Genomic DNA, 17,725 nt, shown 5'->3' with positions numbered 1-17,725 from the left:
GCCGAAGCAGTGGGACTTCTGCAGGATGCTCTCCTGGCAGCCCCTGCCCTGCCGGAGGATGCCGATGGCGCACTCACCCACAGTGAGGTGTCGCAGCTTCCTGGACAGGCCCTCAGGCAACTCGGCCCGGTTTCCGCGACATTCGGCGCGCTGTCCGGTCTTGTCGATCAGCGACTTCACGAAGTCGATTCCGAGAAGGCGCCGCTGATCACCGTGCCCGGGTCTGTGTACGCACGGTTGGTGTGCTGATTCCGCTGACGCATTCCACCCCGTGGCGATGGCGGCGGAGGCCCGGGCCGGTGTGACGAGCGTGAGCCCGGCGGTCGCGGTAGCGGCGGCGACCACGGGTCCAGGCAGCTTGCGCAGCATGATGTTCGTCTCTCCAGAGTTGCATGCCAGGCGCCGTCCGGCCGCCCGAGTCAGGAAGATCAGGAATGACTCTGGCTTCTGGGGATAAACAAGTGATGAACAGCGGACACAGCCCCGGCGCCCGCCTGTTTCGGCTCACCGGGTGGACGAACAACCGCACCCCGAAGGTTGAATCGAAGCCGCCCGTCGTTCGTCCCCGCAGGATCGAGCGGCGCGAGGCACTGCCCGCCGGTTCTCACGTTCCGTGCAGCATCCGGAGGAGTAGGCCGTGCCGCGCCGCCCCGGTGCCCGCGTGCCGGAGCGGCCCACGTTCGAGGGGCGTCCCTCCGGCACCGCCCACGCCAACTCCGGCTCCACGCAGTGGGCTACCGGTCCCTCGCGCTGATCTCCGTTCCGGTGGATCGCCTTGCATGCGCGCAACTAGCTGGTGTGGAACGGGAGTTCATCGAGCCTCACCTGTCGATCGGCGAGTGTGGCCCGTATTCGGTGCGGCTGTGGCAGCAGTTCGAGGGGGTGTGGTGGCGGTTTCGGCCGGGCGGGCAGCGACGGGAAATGCCCCGCCGTGGCGGGGCATTGCGACCTGCTGCGGCAGGGCCCGCGGGCTCAGGTGAGGGCGGCGACCAGCAGGGTGAAGGCGGCGATGATGACGGCGACGCGGACGTAGTGCCAGCGGTCCCAGCGGTTGCTCTGCTCCTTCCAGTCCTCGGGTCGGTTCTCGGGGGTCCACGTCTTGCCCCGGTTGTTGATCGGGACGAGCAGCAGGAGCGACATGATCACGCTGAGGATCAGCAGCGCGGCGGCGGTGACGACGAGGCCGGTGCCGGGGCGGTGCCATCCGGCGATGGCCCAGATCGCGACCAGGACGAGCGAGGAGATGTACCAGACCGGCATCACGGCACCGAGCATCCGGCCCCCGTGGGAACGGCCGAGCTGACCGCTGTCCTCGGGGAGTGCGTCGAAGATCCGTTTCATGACGAAGGCGACGGAGAACTCCACCCCCACCATCACGCCGACGGACACGGTGGTGAAGACCTCGAGTGCGTTGAGCATGATGACCCCTCCTGGAATCTAGCGCTGCTAGCTGACGAGGCAACGCTAGTACTACTGCCGCTCGCTTGTCTAGCGGTGCTAGGGTCGAACCATGTCAGTACAGGAACGCAAGCAGCGCGAACGGGCGGACCGCGAGCGCCTCATCGTGGCCACGGCCCGCGAACTCGCCGAGCAGCAGGGCTGGGACGCGGTCACCACCCGCCGGCTCGCCGAGCGCATCGAATACAGCCAGCCCGTCCTCTACAGCCATTTCCGCGGCAAGCGCGAGATCATCGGCGCCGTCGCCCTCGAAGGTGCCACCGAGATGGCCGCGGCGCTGCGGGCCGCGACCTCCGCCGCGGACGGCCCCCGCGCACGGGTCACCGCCCTCGCCCGCGCCTACCTCGACTTCGCCGAACGCAACCCGGCGGTCTACGACGCCATGTTCCAGCTCGACGGCGGCCTGGCATTCGCGCACGAGGACACCCCGGAGCCGCTGAAGGACGGCTTCGCCGCCCTGCTGGAAAGCCTCGGCGAGGTCGCCGGGGACGGCGTCCACCCGGCACTGTTCACCGAGGTGTTCTGGGCGGCCCTGCACGGGCTGGCGACCCTGACCCGGGCGGGACGACTGCCGCCGGCGGAAGCCGAGCGGAGGGTGGAGCTGCTGGTGGACCGGCTCGCCGTGATCTGACACACCGTCCCGGCGGGCACGCGGCCGGGCCTCACGGGCCCCGCTGCCTGCCCGCGGCATCACTTCCGGTCACTCGCGCCCACACGGCGCAGCCGCGGATCGCCGGGCCCCGTGCCCCCTACGGGCACTCGCCCCGGAAGCTGCGGTGCTCATCGATCACGACCCGATACGTGTCCTGGCGGGCGGTGACGGATAGTCGAGCGGAGTCAGGAGGCAGCCTGGGCACGCGGCGTTCCACTCGGCCGGCCTCCTTCGCCACGACATCTACTGCACCACGACCGTTCCGTGCATGAAGGGGTGGATCGAGCAGATGTACGCGTATGTCCCGGGCGTGGTGAAGGTGTAGCTGTACGAGGCGCCATGGTTCAGCATCCCGGACGCGAGCGGGCCGGAACCGCTGCTGGTCACCGTGTGTGTGTCGGTGTCGTTGTTCGTCCAGGTGACAGTGGTGCCCGTGCTGACCGTGAGCGTGCTGGGCGAGAACGCGTAGTTCGCTATGGTGACCTGCTGCGCTCCGGCGGCCGGGGCCTTGGGCACGGCCGTCAGGACCGTCTGCGACACCGAGGGCGCGGCGACCTCGTGCGATTGTGCGGCCACCGGACCCCCGGCGCCGAGCGCGCCGAGTCCCGCGGCGACCGCAGCGGCCACCAGGGGCCTTGCGATCCGACGGCGCGCATTGTCGTTGTTCTTGGTATTCCTGCGTGATATCTCAGTCATGATGCCCACCCAAGTGTGTTGGCTTTACGCAGGGCCTCTTTCAGCGTATCCCCCGCGCCGTGCGAGGGGCATCTCAGCAGGTCGACCGCCCAGGACCGTTGCTCCGGACGCCCGGCCCTCGCCCCGGTACGCGTCCGGCACATGGCCCGTTGTTCCGTGTCACTCGGTGGGGAGCCCCGCGTCTGCCTGGCCGCCGTCGTGGTCCGCCGGATCACGGGTGAGGCCGTGTCCCTTGTCCTGCAGCACGTACAGCTCGAAGCCGCTGAGGACGACGACCACGGCCAGACCGGTGACGGCGAGCGGGTCCTTGAGGGCTTCAGGAGTGGCGATGACACCGTCGACGAATACTGCGGCCACGGCGATGAACGGTGCGGCGAGCGGTTGCAGGGCCGGATGGGCATTGCCTGCGTTGAACACCGTGCCGGTGACGCTGAACGGGACGAGCAGCAGAAGCGCGAGGGCCGGCAGGATCACGATGCAGAGGCTCAGTACGTTGACCAGTTCGTTCCCGGTCTCCTGAGTGTCGGTCATGACCCAGGCCACGAAACCGGTGGTCAGCATGAGGAAGGCCATCGTGGACAGGGGGCCGGGGATCCGGGAGCCGTCGTGCTGCACCACGAAGAGCCGCCTGAGGCGAGTTCCTCGTACGGGCGCACGACCAGCCAGCACGTAGACCACGCTCAGGACTGTCAGTACGGCTGCGGCCACGCCGCCCAGGACGAGGTACTTGCCGATCACGCCGTCGACCACGGACAGACCGTCTGTGGTGAACCCGTACCGCAGGACCAGACCGAGCACCACCACGGCGGTGATGAGGGAGCGGACGAGGGCGGTCTTCGGGAAGGAGGTGCGGAGGAGGATCACAACGACGCTGATCCCGGCGAGCACCCACATTCCCACCATCTGAACCAGCCAGATCGCGAGGTCCCACAGGAATTGGAGCATGTGCTTCGCTGCCTTCGTCTCGGTTCGCGTCGGGGGCGGGGTCATGGGCCGATGTGCACGTACGCGGCCCACAGGTCGACGGCCTCGGGACGCATGCCCCGCAGTCGGCTCACGGCGGCGTGCAGGGCGTGGGCGGAGCCCGCGGCCGCCTCCGGTGTCGAGGCTCCTGTGCGGCCGTCGGGCGTGAGCAGCAGGGTGGTGTAGAAGTCCGTGGCGACCTGGCGGGCGCGGTTGCTGTTCAACTGCCACAACGAGGCCACCACGTGCCGGTAACCGGCGAGTTGGAGCGCTCCCGCGAGGCTCACCGGTTCGTCGGAGTGGGCTGGTGGCGCGCGATGGGTCTGGCAGGCCGACAGGTAGGCGAGGTCCGCCTGTTCGAGACGGAGTCCGGCGATGTCCCGGATCCGCAGTGAACGGCTCCTGTCGCTCTCCCACAGGTACAGGACGCCGTCCGGGTTCACGGCGTCCTGCTCCGCGTGGCCCGCGAAGTGGAGCCACCCTCCCGCCGAGAGGTGACGGACGACGGCGTCCCGATGGGCGTCCTTGTCCCGCAGGCCCCGGGCGGTGGGGAGCAGCCGGGCCACGTCGTCGATCTCCAGGGGGACGTGGCGCAGCGGGGGGAGGTCCGTGCCCGGGGGCGTCTCGCCGACGCCGACCAGTAGTGCCGGCGATGCGGTGCGGGACGCGGCCCGGCCGGCTTCCTCCCGGGCGGTGGCCAGGGCGCGCAGGGTCGGAGTGTGGCTGGTGACGAACCGGTCCGCGAGGCTGTCGGTGCCCTGGTCGTGCGGAGTGTCCGGGTCCGGCAGGCGGGTCGCGGCGTGGACCGGAAGCCGGTTGAAGACCCCGGTGGGGCACCACCACAGGCGCGGTGCGGTGGCGTGCTGCCGGCCCCTTCGGGCGGCCGGCGCCAGCACGGGCAGGAGGGGTTCGGCCACCGTGGCCCACAGCCAGTCGAGCAGGTCCGTCAGGTAGTCGCGGCGTTCGCGGGCCTCGGCCGCCGGGCCGGCCCCGGTTCCGGTCCGGTGGATCAAGGTGGCCAGGGCCTCGGCCCGCAGCACTGCCTTCCGGTGCCGGAACCGGGGCAGGGGGACGACCGTGAGCCGGCCCTCGTGGAGGACGAGGGCATCCGCGCGCAGCGTACTGGAGTTGAGGACGACGACGGGCCCCTGACGGGCGGCCCCGAGCAGCTTGTGGTACGGCGGGGGGTGCAGGAAGCCTTCGAGGCCCGGCACCTGCCGCACCTGTTCCACCAGGCGGTCCCAGGTGCGCTGGCGCCGGCGGCGGTGGACACCGGCGGGCCCGTGCCGTGGAGGGCGTTCGTCGCGCAGGAGGGCCAGCTCGGCTGCGAGTCGGGGGGACCGTTCGCGGACCGTCTCCAGGTCGGCGCGCATGTCGAGGGCGTACGCGAGCAGCAGGCCGCGGCCGTGTTCGAGGATCTCCAGTGCGCGTTCCGGCGCTCCCGCCTGGAGGGCGGTGGCGGCGGCGTCGGAGACGGTCTGCGAGGTGTCGCTCAGCGCGTCGAGCCGGTCATCGAAGTCGAGGCCGCCCCAGGCCAGTTGGGGGAGGGCGGCGATGGCCGTCGTGTACGCGTCGAGCGCGCCCGTCCAGTCCCGCGCGTCCGTGAGCAGCCGGGCGCGGGCGACGGCGGCCCGCCACCGGGAGGCGGGCGCCGTCAACGGGTGGCGGGTGATTCTCCGGTACAGGTCGGCGGCCTCGCGCCGGTCCTCGGCGGAGGGGTCGTCCTGGCGGATGAGGGAGTCGGCGAGGAAGAGCGCGGGCGCGAACCAGTGGGGGCCGGCCTCGTCGAGGGCCCGCACGGCCTCCCGCTGCGGTGCGAGCGACTCCTCGACGAGCCCTGGACGGCCGGTGAGCCATCCGAGGTCGGCGAGGGCCTCGCCGTACTGGGTGGCGATCAGCGCCCGTGCCGCGGCGCCCCCCGCCGGTTCGTCGAGCGCCTCCGCCAGCAGGTCCGCGGCCCGCTCCAGGTCGTCCCGTGCGAGTGCCACCGCGCTCGGGTCCGGGCCGGACGAGGGCGCCCACGCACCGGCTGCCTGCCCGGTGACCGTTGCCGGCCGATCCGGGCCCAGCCGGTGCGCGGCACGGGCGATCAGGACGGTGCCGAGGTCGGACAGGACGAGCGGGCGCAGCGGGGTGCCCGCGGAGCTGTTCGCGAGGGCGGATCGGAGCAGGTCGTGGGACTCGTCGAGCGGGCCCGGCTGCCGGTCGAGCTCCCATTGGGCGTGGAGGGCGAGGGCCAGGTTGCGCCGTGCCTCCGGCAGCCCCCCGTCTTCTGCGGCCGCGGCGTCGGCCAGGCGCAGATTGAGGATCGCGTCGCGCAGCAGGTCCCGGTCCCGGGTGGCCTCGGCGGCCTCGCGCATGATCGTGCCGAGGTTGTGGTGCAGCAGTGTCCGTTCGGACGGCGGAAGGTCGTCCCGGCTGAGTGCGTCGCGCAGCAGGTCCTCCGCCCGTCGGAGGCTCGCGGCCCCGCCGGCGAGGGCGACGACGATCGCGTGGTTCGAGACGCGCAGGGCCCACTGGGGCGCGGCGCCGGGGTATGGGGACAGCTCCAGCGCCTGCCGGCTGTGGTGGAGCGCCCGGTCGTAGTCGTCGTGGTGGACGGACCACTCGTAGCGCAGCCGGTGGAGTTCGCCGAGGGTGGTGTGGAGGAGTGGGGCGGTGTGCGGGGCATCGCGTTCCGGACACAGCGTCAGTGACCGTTCCGCATGGCCGATTGCGGCGTCCAGGTGCCCGGGGTCGCCCGTCGCCCGGTGGAGGTCGCGCAGGACGATGCTGAGCCGGTTGTGCACCTCCCATCCGATGCCGGTGTGCTGCAGGGCGGGAAGCACCTGCTCGTACATCCGCACGGCTTCGCGCAGGTGTTCCGGGGAGCCGTCGGCGCCGGCCACCCGGCGCAGTTCGGCCGCGAGGTGGAGGCAGTCGGCGTGCTCGGGGGTACCGGGGGCCGTGCCCGCGAGCGCGGCGGCAGCCGTCTCGTGGAGCGTCGCCGTGTCCGCGGCGTCGAGCGCCCCGTAGTGGGACCGGAGCAGGAGCAGGTGGGCGAGCCGCCACTGGGTGCGGGCACGGGGCTCCCCCGGAGACGGCTCGGCGAGGCCCAGGGCGGCCTCGAAGTCGCGGCGCGCGAGGAGGGCGGCGTCGCTGCGCCGGTGCAGCCGGTAGTGCACGGCCCGGAGCCGTCCGCGGAATCGGAGCAGCGCCGCCGGCAGGCCCGGGCCCACTCCGAAGGCGTCGATGCCGCAGGACGCCAGGGCGAGCGCCTCCACGTAGGCCGGCTCGTCGTACGTGTCCTCGTAGGCGCTCAGCTGGAAGAGGGTGCGGCGGCGCAGGAGGACCCCCCACGTCTCGACGGCCCATCCCCCGGCGGGCAGGACAGGACCGCCGAGGATCTGCCGGGCCTGGCCCGCGAGCTCCGCGCACGCCGCGGCGTCGCCCCGTACGGCGGCGAGCTGGGCATCCGTCAGACACACCGCGGCCCGGATGCCGGCTTCCCAGGGGTGGCGGTACGGCCCCGACAGTAGCGGCGCCAGCTCTCGCCGCCAGGCCTCGGCACCACCGAGGTCCTCGGAGCTCTTCGTGACGCCGTAGCGCAGCACGTGGAGCACCATCGTCGCCCAGCGGCGCCCGGCCCACTCCTCGGCGTCGTGCGCGGGGGTGAGACGCGCGCAGTCGGCCATCAGCTCCAGGCCGACCCGCAGATCGTCCAGGTCGCCACGGGCGATCCACAGGTTGCGGTGGCATCCGGCCAACTGCTCGATCAGGCCGACCCGTTGTGGGTGGTCGGCCGGGATGCTCCGCAGTGCCTCCCCGTACATGACCGTCGCGCGCTGGAGCGCCTGAACGTCCTGCGGGTCCTTCTCCCACACCCGCAGCGCCTCATGGGCACGCCGACCCAGGTCGGTCCCGTCGAGCCGGCCCTTTCCGAGACCCAGCAGGAGCCCCAGGACCCGTTCCCCGCTGCTGAGCCCGCGCCTGCGGTCCATTCCTCATCCCCCGCTGCCCGGCAGGTCGGATGCCCTACTGTGTGGCCGGAGGCTGGAGACTACCAAGGGGTGTGCGTGCGGGACGAGTTGAACGGGGTCAGGGCCGAGGCCCTGGACATCCTGGAGGACATCACGCGGGCGCGGCTCGCACCGGACGACTGGCAGGAGGTCGAAGCGCTTCTGGCGGTGCTCGCCGAGGCCCTCTTCCGGGGCGACCGGGCCGCCTTCCGCCGCGAGCTGTACCGCCTCGAGGACCTGGCCCCGCTGGATCGGGCCCCTCGCGCACTGACCGGCGCATCCGGGGCCACGGAGCCGGTGCTGGAGCGAACGGCCGTACTCGTGGAGAGGCTCGGCCCGCCGGAGGACCCGGCACAGGGCGCCTCGGGCCAGGACTCGACGAACGGGGCCGGGGAACAGGGTGGGCATGAGCAGTGAGCGGAGGTACGCGCGCGAGGCACTGCTCATTCACTACTTCTTCGCGGCGGACCGGCTGGACCGGAAGGGAAGCCGTCGCCTCGCCTTCCTGTGGGAGGCATGTGCCCAGGCCGGGATGGACCGCTCCCCGTCACCCGGTGGCGACCTCTCCCTGCCCGCCGATCCCGGCCGGGCCGTCGGCGGCAGGTCGCTGCGCCAGCGGACGGACGCCGGCGCGACCAACCAGGCCATGCTCTACCGCCTGAGCGGGGCGGTCGGTCTCGCCGTCATGCTGGCAGCCGACGAGGGCCCCGGCCGGACCGGCCCGCAGAGCGCCGCCCGGCTGCGCGCCCTTGCGGACGACTGGGACACGGCGTGCGCGCGGGCCGCCCAGACGGCCGACGGCTCCGAGGACGGGACGCTCATCGGGTCGGTCCGCATCCACCGTTCCCTCGTGCTTCCCGGCGAAGCCGCACCCGTCGACCTTGCCGCGGCGGATCTCGCGGTGGTGGCCGAGGAGTTCCGTGGTGAACTGGCGCCGCAGTCCCTGCTCTCCCGGCCGGTCGACCTGGCCGACGGACTGGCCGTGTGGGAGCTCACCCGCCCTCGCGAGGCTTTTCCGGTCGATCGCACGCTGTTCGCCACCACCGCCGCCACCGACGCGCAGGAGGGCCGGCTCGACGACTGGGTGTGGGCCGCGGCCGACGACCGGATCGTCCCGCTGACCCGCTACCTGGTTCACGCCGCCACCGTCCGGGACCAGTACCGGGTCCACGCCGACGGCACACCGCTGCTCGATGCCCGGCTCCGCAGGTTGCAGGAGCAGGGCGAGGCACTGACCCGGGACTGGCAGCAGGTCCTCGCGAGCCAGACGGCAGGCGGGCGGGTCGGCCGCCGCGACCTGGCGCGCTGCGAGAGCATCGTCGTACGGGCCCAGTCCCTCCTTGCGGAGGAGAGGCTGGCGAACACAACCACGGGTGACCTCCGCGCGATGATCCGCACCGCCGAGATCTCGGCCGCCGGCATGCGCGTTCTGGGGACGGGGGCGGACGGCACGCCGAAGGCGCTGGAGGACGACGCGCAGTGCCACGCACTGCTCACTCCGGTCCTCGACGACAACGTGACCTACCTGGAAATCGCCCGGGACCAGGTCGCCGAGACCTCGCGGATCGCCTCCGAGACGGCGGCGCAGCGCCTGCAGAGCCACCAGCAGTACCTCACGCTGCTCCAGACCTCGGTCATCGGCGCCCTCCTGATGACCCTCACCGCCGTCCAGACCCTGGCGTACAAGCTGCCGGTTCCCGACCGTCTGCACGCCCCGTTGATCGCTCTGCTCGGGTCGCTCGGGCTCAGTCTGCCCCTGGTGGTGGCACGCCGGTGGCGCGGCGGTGCCGGCGGGTGGGCCGGCAGTGTCCTGGAGATGGCCTCACTGACGGCGACGGGCGCGGCAGCCGGCTGGCTGACGGGACGCGCGGTCGGGCACACCGTGCTCCTGGTCCTGGGCGGGACCGCCCTGTTCATCGTCGCCGGTACCTGGCTGACGCGCAGGTCGTCCGCCTGACCACGCGGTCGTCTCGACGGCCTCAGCCGATGAAGCTGCCACGCGGTTCGCAGACTTGCCTGCCACAGCGCCTCACCGAGGGTCCGCCCGCCGACTCCTGGCCGCCCGCGGCAGGAAGACGGGCGACCCGGGCCCTGGGCGGTGCCGGTCGCGGGACGGGCGCCGGAGACTCAGGCGCCGGTGTGCCGTCGTGCGAGATCGGCTGCGATGCCGTCCAGGACACCGGCGAGACCTGCGGCGAACAGGGCGTCGAGGTCCCAGGGGTCGGCGCCCGCACGCATGGCGCGGGCCAGCCGGGGATACGCCCCGGGTTCGTACAGCGGGTTCTGTGCGCGGTCCGGGGCCTCCCGTCCCTCTTCCCTGGCAGTCCTCGACTGCCGCTCCGCCTCCGCGTCGCTCACGAGGGTCAGTGCGACGCCCTGCACGTAGGAGGCGAACATGAACATGTACCGGAAGGCGTCGGCCGGTTCGAGGTCGAGCCCGTCGAACGAGGAGAAGGCGCTTTCGCTGTCCGCCGCGAGAGCGGGGCTGAAGTACGCGCGGGTCGTCACCATGACTCTCGGCAGGATCCACGGGTGGCGGTGGTACAGGTCCCAGTCGCGGTGCGCGGCGCGTTCGAGGCCGTGACGCCAGTCGTGCGGGGGTGAGTCGGGCAACGGCACCTCGGCCATCGCGGTTTCCACCATCAGGGTCACCAGGTCGTCCTTGGACGCCACATGCCGGTACAGGGACATCGTGCCGGTGCCGAGTTCCATGGCGACCCGGCGCATCGACAGCGCGTCGAGCCCCTCCGCGTCCGCGACGGCGATCCCGGCCCGCACGATGCGCTCGACGGTGAGGTGTCGCGTACCGTCGTCGCTCTCCGGGGCGCGGGCCGGCGTTTCCGCCCTGCGTGTCCGGTAGGCCCTCGCCTGGCACGCACGGGAACAGTAGATCCTCGGCCGTCCCCGGTCCGCAGGCTCCATCGCCCTTCCGCACGACGCACACGTCGGTTGCACGGACATCGACATCCTCCTTTTCGTCACACGCATGAAGTGTGTCGAAATTCTAGAACGTCGGCACGGGCGCTCCCGAATCGGCATCAAGCAGGCAGGTCAAAAAGCCTTTGCCGTGCTTTCCTGGGCGTGCGTAGTCTGCACCTATTGTGGCGTACGACGTACGCATCCGGAATGGTCCAGCCCATCCGGATCTTGCACGGACCGGGAGAGGGCATGACTGAACACGAAGGAAGAGCCGGAAGCAGGGAGTGGGTCGGTCTCGCCGTCCTGGTGCTGCCCTGCCTGCTCGCGTCCATGGACATGTCCGTCATGTTCATCACCCTCCCGTCCCTGGCGGTGGACCTCGGGCCGAGCGGTTCCGAGCAGCTGTGGATCATGGACTCCTACGGGTTCCTCCTCGCCGGCCTGCTCATCACCATGGGGACGCTCGGTGACCGCTTCGGGCGGCGGCGGGTGCTGCTCGCGGGCGCCGCGGCCTTCGGCGCCGCCTCGGTCCTGGCCGCCTGCTCGACCAGCCCCGGGACGCTCATCGCGGCCCGTGCCCTCCTGGGCATCGCCGGAGCCACGCTGGCGCCGTCCACCCTTTCCCTGATCCGGAGCATGTTCCACGACGCCGCGCAGCGGGCCACCGCGGTCGGCATCTGGACAGCCGGATTCGCGGGCGGTGCCGTGCTCGGCCCGATCATCGGCGGTCTGCTCCTGGAGCACTTCTGGTGGGGATCGGTCTTCCTGGTCAACGTGCCGGTGATGGTCCTGCTGCTGCTCCTCGGCCCGCTCCTGCTCGCCGAGCACCGCGACCCCGAGCCGGGCCGGTTCGACCTGCTCGGCGCCGCCATGTCCCTGGTGGCCGTGCTCGGCGTCATCTACGGCATCAAGGCCGTGGCGGAGCACGGCTTCGGGTGGACTTCCCTGGCCTGCTGCGCCGCCGGACTCGCCGTGGGGGCGGCATTCCTCCGCCGTCAGCACACGGCTGCGAACCCGATGATCGACATGGAGATGTTCCGCACGCGCCGGTTCACCGTGCCCCTGCTCATCGACGCGCTGGCGACGTTCGGACTGGTCGGCTTCAGCCTGTTCAACTGGCAGTTCATGCAACTCGTCCTGGGCATGGGGCCGTTGGAGTCGGCCGTGTGGTCCTTGCCCACCTTCCTCGTGATGCCCGTGGGGATCGCGCTGGCCACTGCGACCGCTCCCCGCATCGGCAAACACAACGTGATCGCCGCCGGGCTGCTCGTGGCCACCGCCGGCTACGTCGTGCTGACTCTGCTCCGGGCCGATTCGGGAATCGTCCACCTCGTCAGCGGCATGGCCGTCGTCTCGATCGGCATCGGCGCCGTGTCCGCCGTCGTCACCGAGGTGATCCTGTCCGCCGCACCACCGGAACGGGCCGGGGCGGCTTCCGCCATGGCCGAGACCTCGGCCGAATTCGGCGGCGCACTGGGCATCGCGCTCCTGGGCAGCATCGGCACCACCGTCTACCGTTCCGAACTGGCCGCCAAGGCGCCCGACAGCCTCACCCCCGAAGAACTGGAGGCGGCAAAGAGCACCCTCGGCGGCGCGGTCGAGACCGCCGCAGCCCTCCCGCAGGGCGCCGCTGACACCCTGCGGAACGCAGCCTTCGACGCCTTCGCCCAGGAAGCCCGGATCGCCTCGATGGTCAGCGCGGTCCTGATGACCGGGGCGGCCATCCTCATCGCCACCCTGCTCCGCACCGCACGCACCCGGACCGGCCCCGAGGCGCCCCAGCCTCAAGCGGAGTGCCATGGCGGGAACCGGGCGGGGAACCCGCCCTCCCGGGCAACCTCGAACGCGAAGAGCGTTTGAGTGTCAGTCAGCTATCCCGGCTGCGCAGCGTGAGGTAGCCGGCCGACAGGGCCACCGCCGCCCAGGCCGCGAGGATCAGCAGACCAGTCGCCGGGCTGAGGCCAGGGTCGGCCTTCATGACCTCGGCACCGGCGTGGTCGGGCAGGTAGCGGGCGGCGGTGCGCAGCGCCGGGACGGCGTTGGCCACCGGCGAGAGCACGAAGACGAAGGCGAACAGCAGCGAGAGCGCGAGCGCGGTACTGCGCAGCATCGTCGCGATGCCCACTGAGAACAGGCACATCAGGGTCAGGTAGAGGCAGGCCCCGAGGACGGCGCGCAGCGCTCCGGGATGGCTCAGCTCGACGCCGTGCGGGCCCAGGGCCGTCTGGGAGGCGAGGAAGGCGAGGAATGTGGTCGGGACGGCCACCAGCAGGGCCACCGTGCCGGCGGCGGTGATCTTGGCGAGGTAGAAGAGGCCGCGGCTGGGCACCGCGGCGAGCGAGGTGCGGATCATGCCGCTGCCGTACTCGGCGCAGACCAGCAGGACCGCGAAGGCGATCAGGGCCAGTTGGCCGAACTGGACGCCGACGAAGCCGGCGTCCACCGGATTGAAGTCGGAGCGGAGCATGTCGCTCTTCCTGTCGATCGCCGAGCGGGCCGAGGCGCAGCCCAGCACGCCGATCCCGACGCTGACGACCAGGGCGACGACGAGCGGGACGAGTGTCGACCGGACCGTCCTGATCTTGGTGAGTTCGGCCCGGACCACGGCCGTGGCTGCGTTAGAGGACATGCTGGTTCCTCCCCGTGAAGGCCTCGGCCCGGTACTGGGCGGCGTCGCTGGTGAGGCGGAGGAAGGCGTCCTCCAGGGAGGCCGTGCGGGTGGCCAACTCCTTGAGGACGAGCCCGGCCTCGGCCGCGATCCGACCCACCTTCTCCGTTCCGGCGTCGTCGACGGCCACGGTGCCGCGCTCCTCCTGGTGCGCCGTCAGCCCGGCGCGGCCAAGGACGCCCAGCAGCCGGTCCGGCTCCGAGGTGCGGACCAGCACCTGGGGACGGCAGTTGTCGGCGATGAAGTCGTCCATGCCGGTGTCGGCGAGCAGCTTGCCGCGCCCGATCACCACCAGGTGCTCGGCGGTGATCGCCATCTCGCTCATCAGGTGGCTGGAGACCAGGACCGTCCGGCCCTCAGCGGCCAGGCCCTGCAGCAGCGTGCGGATCCAGCGCACGCCCTCCGGGTCGAGGCCGTTGACCGGTTCGTCCAGCAGCAGCACCTGCGGGTCGCCGAGCAGCGCGGCGGCGATGCCGAGCCGCTGGCCCATGCCGAGCGAGAAGCCGCCGGCCCGGCGGGAGGAGACGGACTCCAGGCCCACCATGGCGAGCACCTCGCGGACCCGGGCGCGGCCGATCCGGTTGGTCTGGGCGAGCCACAGCAGGTGGTGGTACGCGGTGCGGCTGCTCTGCACGGCCTTGGCCTCCAGCAACGCGCCGACGTGCCGCAGCGGTTCGCGTAGTTCGTGGTAGGCCTTGCCGTCGTAGCGGACGGCGCCCTTGTCGGGGCGGTCCAGGCCGAGCATCATCCGCAGGGTGGTGGACTTGCCGGCCCCGTTCGGGCCCAGGAAGCCCGTCACGCGGCCGGGCCGGACCGTGAAGGTGAGCCCGTCGATCGCGACCGTGTCGCGATAGCGCTTGGTCAGTTGCCGTAGTTCGATCACGGCATCAGGCTGCCGTGAAGCAGCGCCGCGGCACATCGGCCGGCGCTCCGAACCGTGGCCTCCACCGGGCGGCGGAGGCGGCGGGCTCCACCGGCGCCGTCTCCTACCACGGGCGGTCATTCCCGCGGCCGAGGCACCGTCGTGCCCGAGCGGCTACGGTGAGCGCATGGCCCAACTCCCGCCGACCTGGCTGACGCTGTACCGCGACGGTGCCGTCCGGCCGCTGCGCCGGGCCGAGTTGGTGGCCGTCGACGGCCTGGTGGCGGTGGTGCTGACCGCGCTCTTCCTGGCCTTGCCGGGCCCGGCGTGGAGCTCCTACGGCGGGTGGTCGGCGCGGCTCGCCCTCGCGGCCGCGATGGGACTGCCGCTGGCCCTGCGCCGGGCCCGTCCGGCTGCGGTCTGTGCGGTGGTCACGGCGGCCTCGGTGGTGGCCTCGGTGGCCGGCACCGTCCAGGAGCCGTTCCTCGCGGTGGCCCTCGCGCTCTACCAGGTGGCCGTCACCACCCCGGCCCGGCGGGTGCCCACCCCGGTGATCGGGGCGGTGAGCGGCGGCGTGCTGGTGCTGCTCCTGATCTCGGGCTCCGCGAGCGGCGGCGGGCAGGACCTCGTGCTCCACCTGGCAGGCCTGGCCGTGGCCGGGATGGCCTGGGTGCTCGGCCGGGCGGTCCGCGAGCGGCGTGCGCATGTCGCCCGCTCGGCCCGACGGGTCGCCGTGGAGGCCGTCACCGAGGAGCGCCTGCGGATCGCCCGGGAGCTGCACGACATCGTGGCGCACCACGTCGGGGTGATCGCGGTGAAGGCCGGCGTGGCCAATCACCTCTTGGCCACCCATCCGGAGGGGGCCGGCGAGGCGCTGCGGGTGATCGAGACGGCCAGCCGCTCGGCGCTGACCGAGATGCGGCAGATGCTCAGCGTGCTGCGGTCCGGCGAGTCCGAGCCGGAGGCCGACGGCGTGGACGGGCTGCGGCCGGCGCCCGGGCTCGCGGCGCTGCCCGAGCTGGTGGCCGGTGCCACCGCGGCGGGGCTCACCGCCGAACTGCGCACCGAGGGCACCGCCGACCTGCCGCAGGGGGTGCAGAGTTCGGCGTACCGGGTGGTGCAGGAGGCGCTGACCAACGTGCTCAAGCACGCCGGGCCGACCCGCTGCCGGGTCGATCTGGTCGCCGACGGGCGGGAGTTGCGGATCGAGGTGACCGATGAGGGCGCCGTCACGGCCCGGGCGGCCCGTCGGGCCGGCCACGGCGGCGGGTACCTGACGTGGCACGGGCCCACCGAGGCGGCCGGGCGCGGGAGTGGTCACGGCCACGGCCTGATCGGCATGCGGGAGCGGGTGGAGCTGTTCGGCGGACGGTTCGACGCCGGGCCGCTGTCCGGCGGCGGCTTCGCCGTTCGGGCCGAACTTCCGTACCGGACCGCGGCGCCCGTGGGGGAGGAGCCCTGATCAGGACCGGCATGACGAACCGCCCGGGGCCGGGGCGCCGGACCGGCCGGGTGGGCGCCCCGCCCCCGGGCGGAACGACGAACGCGTGGAGGACCGTGTGACCGAGCCCGTCCGCGTCCTGGTGGTGGACGACCAGGCGCTGCTGCGCGGCAGCTTCCGGATGCTGATCGACGCCGAACCCGGCCTGACCGTGGTCGGCGAGGCGGCGGACGGCGCCGCCGCGATCGAGCTGGTCGCCGAGCAGCGGCCCGACGTGGTGCTGATGGACGTGCGGATGCCCGGCACGGACGGCATCGAGGCCACCCGGACGATCTGTGAGCGGAACCCGGGCGTGCGGGTCCTGATGCTCACCATGTTCGACCTGGACGCGCACGTCTTCGCGGCGCTGCGGGCCGGAGCCGCCGGGTTCCTGCTCAAGGACATCCCGCCGGCCGAACTGCTGCACGCGATCCGGGTGGTGGCCGCGGGGGAGAGCCTGCTGTCGCCGAGCGTCACCCGGCGACTGATTTCGGAGTTCTGCCGCCACCCGGCCACCGAACCCGCCGGTCCACCGCCCGCACTGGACGGTCTGACCGGCCGGGAGCGGCAGGTGCTCCAACTGGTGGGCGCCGGACGGTCCAACGCGGAGATCGCGCGGGAACTGCACATCTCCGCGGCGACGGTGAAGACGCACCTGAGCCACCTGCTGGACAAACTCGACGCCCGGGACCGGGTCCAGCTGGTGATCGTCGGCTACGAGAGCGGTCTGCTCACCCCGCGCCACCGGGTCTGACCGGTCGGCACCGTACTCCGGACAGGGAGTCGGCCGCCCGGCCTGGCGGAGCGCGCCCCACGACCCCGCCAACCACTCAAGCCTGAGCCGGGGCTTCTCTCGTACAGGTCTGTCAGAACTCGTGGTTGTACAGCACGGTGACGGGCGCGTGGTCGCTCCAGCGCTCGGCATGGGTGTCGGCGCGTTCGACGTAGGCCTCGACGGCCTTGGCGGCGAGGCCGGGGGTGGCGACCTGGAGGTCGATCCTCCAGCGGATAGACGCCTTTTCGAAAAAGGTCCACCCGTTCGAGGGTGCCTGCTGGCCTGGGCGGTAGGGGACCTCCTGTGAGCATCATGACGGCTTCGGCGCCGGTTCGGGCGGTCGTGGGTTCGCGTGTGTCGGACACGCACGGGGACGAGGGCAAGGTCTCGCACCTGGTGCAGGCGCAGTCCGCGACCCGGCACGCGCTGTCGAAGGAGTGGGAGATCGTCGGGTCGTTCGAGGACCTGGACGTCTCCGCGGAGATCACGCCGTGGAAGCGCCCGGACCTGGGTCCGTGGTTGACCGATCGCCAAGGCGAGTGGGACGCCATGGTGTGGGCGAAGGTCGACCGGGCGTTCCGTTCGGCCAAGGACTGCGCGGACGTGGCGCACTGGGCGGAGGAGAACCACAAGGTCCTGGTGTTCACCGACGACGGGATCACCCTGGACTACCGGCAGGGTCGGGAGTCGTCGTTCGGGAACGAGCTGGCGAAGGGCTTCCTGATGCTGGCGTCGATCTTCGCGGAGATGGAGCTCAAGCGGATCAAGGCCCGCGTCACGGCCGCCCACAAGCACCTGCGGAAGACGGACCGCTGGGCGGGTGGCCAGCCGCCGTACGGCTACCGGATCGTCGACCGGCCCGGCCGTGGCCGCACCCTGGAGCCGGACCCGGTCACCTCCGAGGCCGTCCGCTACATGGGCAAGCTACTCCTGGACGGCCAGAGCCAGTGGATGATCGCCACGGCCCTGGAAGCCGCCGGCTTCGACACCCCGGCGACCCACGCGTACAAGAACCAGGGCGACAGCTACACGAGCAAGCGGAAGACTGCTCCGTCGAACCACTGAAACGCCTCCAGTATCGGCAAGATCCTCCGCTCACCGGCGACCGTGGGCTTCAAGCTGATCGGCCGCTCCGTCAAGGCCCGCAAGCTCGCCCGTGACGCGAAGGGCCTGCCGATCCGCATGGCCACGCCGCTTTTCACGGAGGAGGAGTGGGCGGCGATTCAGACGGCGATGGACAATCCGGCGCGCAGA

15 protein-coding genes and 2 pseudogenes are annotated in these 17,725 nt (G+C 72.0%); 9 read left to right on the top strand and 8 right to left on the bottom strand.

The annotated features are described in order from the left end of the window. Window positions 1–9 precede the first annotated feature (9 nt). Window positions 10–249 carry a hypothetical protein gene (locus ACIRRH_RS37965; protein ID WP_403076846.1) on the top strand — a complete coding sequence of 80 codons (240 nt, stop codon included), beginning with the start codon at window positions 10–12 and terminating at the stop codon, window positions 247–249. Between the two features lie 723 nt (window positions 250–972). Here ACIRRH_RS37965 and ACIRRH_RS37960 read toward each other — a convergent pair. Further along, window positions 973–1,419, bottom strand: coding sequence for an anthrone oxygenase family protein (locus tag ACIRRH_RS37960; RefSeq protein WP_403076843.1), 447 nt, complete (start codon window positions 1,417–1,419; stop codon window positions 973–975). A gap of 91 nt (window positions 1,420–1,510) precedes the next feature. Here ACIRRH_RS37960 and ACIRRH_RS37955 point away from each other — a divergent pair, with 91 nt between their 5' ends. After that, entirely contained in the window at window positions 1,511–2,089 is a 579-nt protein-coding gene (locus ACIRRH_RS37955) for a TetR/AcrR family transcriptional regulator (RefSeq protein WP_403076842.1), read from the top strand. A gap of 264 nt (window positions 2,090–2,353) precedes the next feature. On the opposite strand, the gene ACIRRH_RS37950 is transcribed toward ACIRRH_RS37955, so the two are convergent. The 3 genes from ACIRRH_RS37950 to ACIRRH_RS37940 form a co-directional block, all read right to left on the bottom strand. Then, a complete protein-coding gene (locus ACIRRH_RS37950) occupies window positions 2,354–2,806 on the bottom strand; it encodes a cupredoxin family copper-binding protein (protein WP_403076839.1) in 453 nt (150 codons plus the stop codon). Between the two features lie 159 nt (window positions 2,807–2,965). Beyond that, complete coding sequence (locus ACIRRH_RS37945; RefSeq protein ID WP_403076838.1) at window positions 2,966–3,751, bottom strand: hypothetical protein; 786 nt, start codon at window positions 3,749–3,751, stop codon at window positions 2,966–2,968. A gap of 41 nt (window positions 3,752–3,792) precedes the next feature. Then, on the bottom strand, window positions 3,793–7,749 hold the full coding sequence (locus ACIRRH_RS37940; RefSeq protein ID WP_403076837.1) for a CHAT domain-containing protein: 3,957 nt from the start codon (window positions 7,747–7,749) through the stop codon (window positions 3,793–3,795). Between the two features lie 75 nt (window positions 7,750–7,824). Here ACIRRH_RS37940 and ACIRRH_RS37935 point away from each other — a divergent pair, with 75 nt between their 5' ends. Both ACIRRH_RS37935 and ACIRRH_RS37930 read left to right on the top strand, forming a co-directional pair. After that, on the top strand, window positions 7,825–8,184 hold the full coding sequence (locus ACIRRH_RS37935) for a CATRA system-associated protein (RefSeq protein WP_403076834.1): 360 nt from the start codon (window positions 7,825–7,827) through the stop codon (window positions 8,182–8,184). Further along, window positions 8,174–9,724, top strand: coding sequence for a CATRA conflict system CASPASE/TPR repeat-associated protein (locus ACIRRH_RS37930; protein WP_403076832.1), 1,551 nt, complete (start codon window positions 8,174–8,176; stop codon window positions 9,722–9,724). The genes ACIRRH_RS37935 and ACIRRH_RS37930 overlap by 11 nt, the downstream gene beginning before the upstream one ends. Window positions 9,725–9,894: 170 nt before the next feature. Here the strand turns inward: ACIRRH_RS37930 and ACIRRH_RS37925 are convergent, their stop codons facing one another. Beyond that, the gene (locus tag ACIRRH_RS37925; protein ID WP_403076830.1) at window positions 9,895–10,545 is read right to left on the bottom strand and encodes a TetR/AcrR family transcriptional regulator C-terminal domain-containing protein; all 651 of its coding nucleotides are present in this window, start codon (window positions 10,543–10,545) and stop codon (window positions 9,895–9,897) included. Between the two features lie 390 nt (window positions 10,546–10,935). Here ACIRRH_RS37925 and ACIRRH_RS37920 point away from each other — a divergent pair, with 390 nt between their 5' ends. Continuing rightward, window positions 10,936–12,546 (top strand): MFS transporter, encoded by a 1,611-nt coding sequence (locus ACIRRH_RS37920; protein ID WP_403076829.1) that lies wholly within the window; start codon window positions 10,936–10,938, stop codon window positions 12,544–12,546. A 7-nt stretch (window positions 12,547–12,553) separates the two neighbouring features. Here the strand turns inward: ACIRRH_RS37920 and ACIRRH_RS37915 are convergent, their stop codons facing one another. Both ACIRRH_RS37915 and ACIRRH_RS37910 read right to left on the bottom strand, forming a co-directional pair. Next, window positions 12,554–13,315, bottom strand: coding sequence for an ABC transporter permease (locus ACIRRH_RS37915; RefSeq protein WP_403076827.1), 762 nt, complete (start codon window positions 13,313–13,315; stop codon window positions 12,554–12,556). Continuing rightward, window positions 13,305–14,237 carry an ATP-binding cassette domain-containing protein gene (locus ACIRRH_RS37910; protein ID WP_403076824.1) on the bottom strand — a complete coding sequence of 311 codons (933 nt, stop codon included), beginning with the start codon at window positions 14,235–14,237 and terminating at the stop codon, window positions 13,305–13,307. Before ACIRRH_RS37910 ends, ACIRRH_RS37915 begins: the two co-directional genes overlap by 11 nt. A 166-nt stretch (window positions 14,238–14,403) precedes the next feature. On the opposite strand from ACIRRH_RS37910, the gene ACIRRH_RS37905 reads away from it, so the two are divergent. Together ACIRRH_RS37905 and ACIRRH_RS37900 are read left to right on the top strand one after the other, a co-directional pair. Beyond that, window positions 14,404–15,678, top strand: a complete 1,275-nt coding sequence (locus tag ACIRRH_RS37905) for a sensor histidine kinase (RefSeq protein WP_403076821.1) — start codon at window positions 14,404–14,406, stop codon at window positions 15,676–15,678. A 97-nt stretch (window positions 15,679–15,775) separates the two neighbouring features. Beyond that, entirely contained in the window at window positions 15,776–16,450 is a 675-nt protein-coding gene (locus tag ACIRRH_RS37900) for a response regulator (RefSeq protein ID WP_403076818.1), read from the top strand. A 112-nt stretch (window positions 16,451–16,562) separates the two neighbouring features. Here the strand turns inward: ACIRRH_RS37900 and ACIRRH_RS37895 are convergent. Then, window positions 16,563–16,703, bottom strand: a pseudogene (locus tag ACIRRH_RS37895) (exodeoxyribonuclease III); the annotation flags it as partial. 122 nt (window positions 16,704–16,825) lie between these two features. Between ACIRRH_RS37895 and ACIRRH_RS37890 the strand changes: the two are divergent. Both ACIRRH_RS37890 and ACIRRH_RS37885 read left to right on the top strand, forming a co-directional pair. Beyond that, on the top strand, window positions 16,826–17,536 hold the full coding sequence (locus ACIRRH_RS37890) for a recombinase family protein (protein ID WP_403076815.1): 711 nt from the start codon (window positions 16,826–16,828) through the stop codon (window positions 17,534–17,536). A 12-nt stretch (window positions 17,537–17,548) separates the two neighbouring features. Further along, window positions 17,549–17,698, top strand: a pseudogene (locus tag ACIRRH_RS37885) (hypothetical protein); the annotation flags it as partial. Between the last annotated feature and the right edge of the window lie 27 nt (window positions 17,699–17,725).

It is taken from the genome of Kitasatospora sp. NPDC101235 (assembly GCF_044767505.1).
Lineage (GTDB): Bacteria > Actinomycetota > Actinomycetes > Streptomycetales > Streptomycetaceae > Kitasatospora.
Note: the sequence above shows the minus strand (reverse complement) of the source record. Positions and strands in the feature narration are given on the sequence as shown.

Coding starts and splice junctions, on each gene's coding strand:
- ACIRRH_RS37960 (WP_403076843.1), bottom strand. CDS start 1,419: ATGCTCAACGCACTCGAGGTCTTCACCACCGTGTCCGTCGGCGTGATG.
- ACIRRH_RS37915 (WP_403076827.1), bottom strand. CDS start 13,315: ATGTCCTCTAACGCAGCCACGGCCGTGGTCCGGGCCGAACTCACCAAG.
- ACIRRH_RS37930 (WP_403076832.1), top strand. CDS start 8,174: ATGAGCAGTGAGCGGAGGTACGCGCGCGAGGCACTGCTCATTCACTAC.
- ACIRRH_RS37950 (WP_403076839.1), bottom strand. CDS start 2,806: ATGACTGAGATATCACGCAGGAATACCAAGAACAACGACAATGCGCGC.
- ACIRRH_RS37920 (WP_403076829.1), top strand. CDS start 10,936: ATGACTGAACACGAAGGAAGAGCCGGAAGCAGGGAGTGGGTCGGTCTC.
- ACIRRH_RS37945 (WP_403076838.1), bottom strand. CDS start 3,751: ATGCTCCAATTCCTGTGGGACCTCGCGATCTGGCTGGTTCAGATGGTG.
- ACIRRH_RS37940 (WP_403076837.1), bottom strand. CDS start 7,749: ATGGACCGCAGGCGCGGGCTCAGCAGCGGGGAACGGGTCCTGGGGCTC.
- ACIRRH_RS37955 (WP_403076842.1), top strand. CDS start 1,511: ATGTCAGTACAGGAACGCAAGCAGCGCGAACGGGCGGACCGCGAGCGC.
- ACIRRH_RS37905 (WP_403076821.1), top strand. CDS start 14,404: ATGGCCCAACTCCCGCCGACCTGGCTGACGCTGTACCGCGACGGTGCC.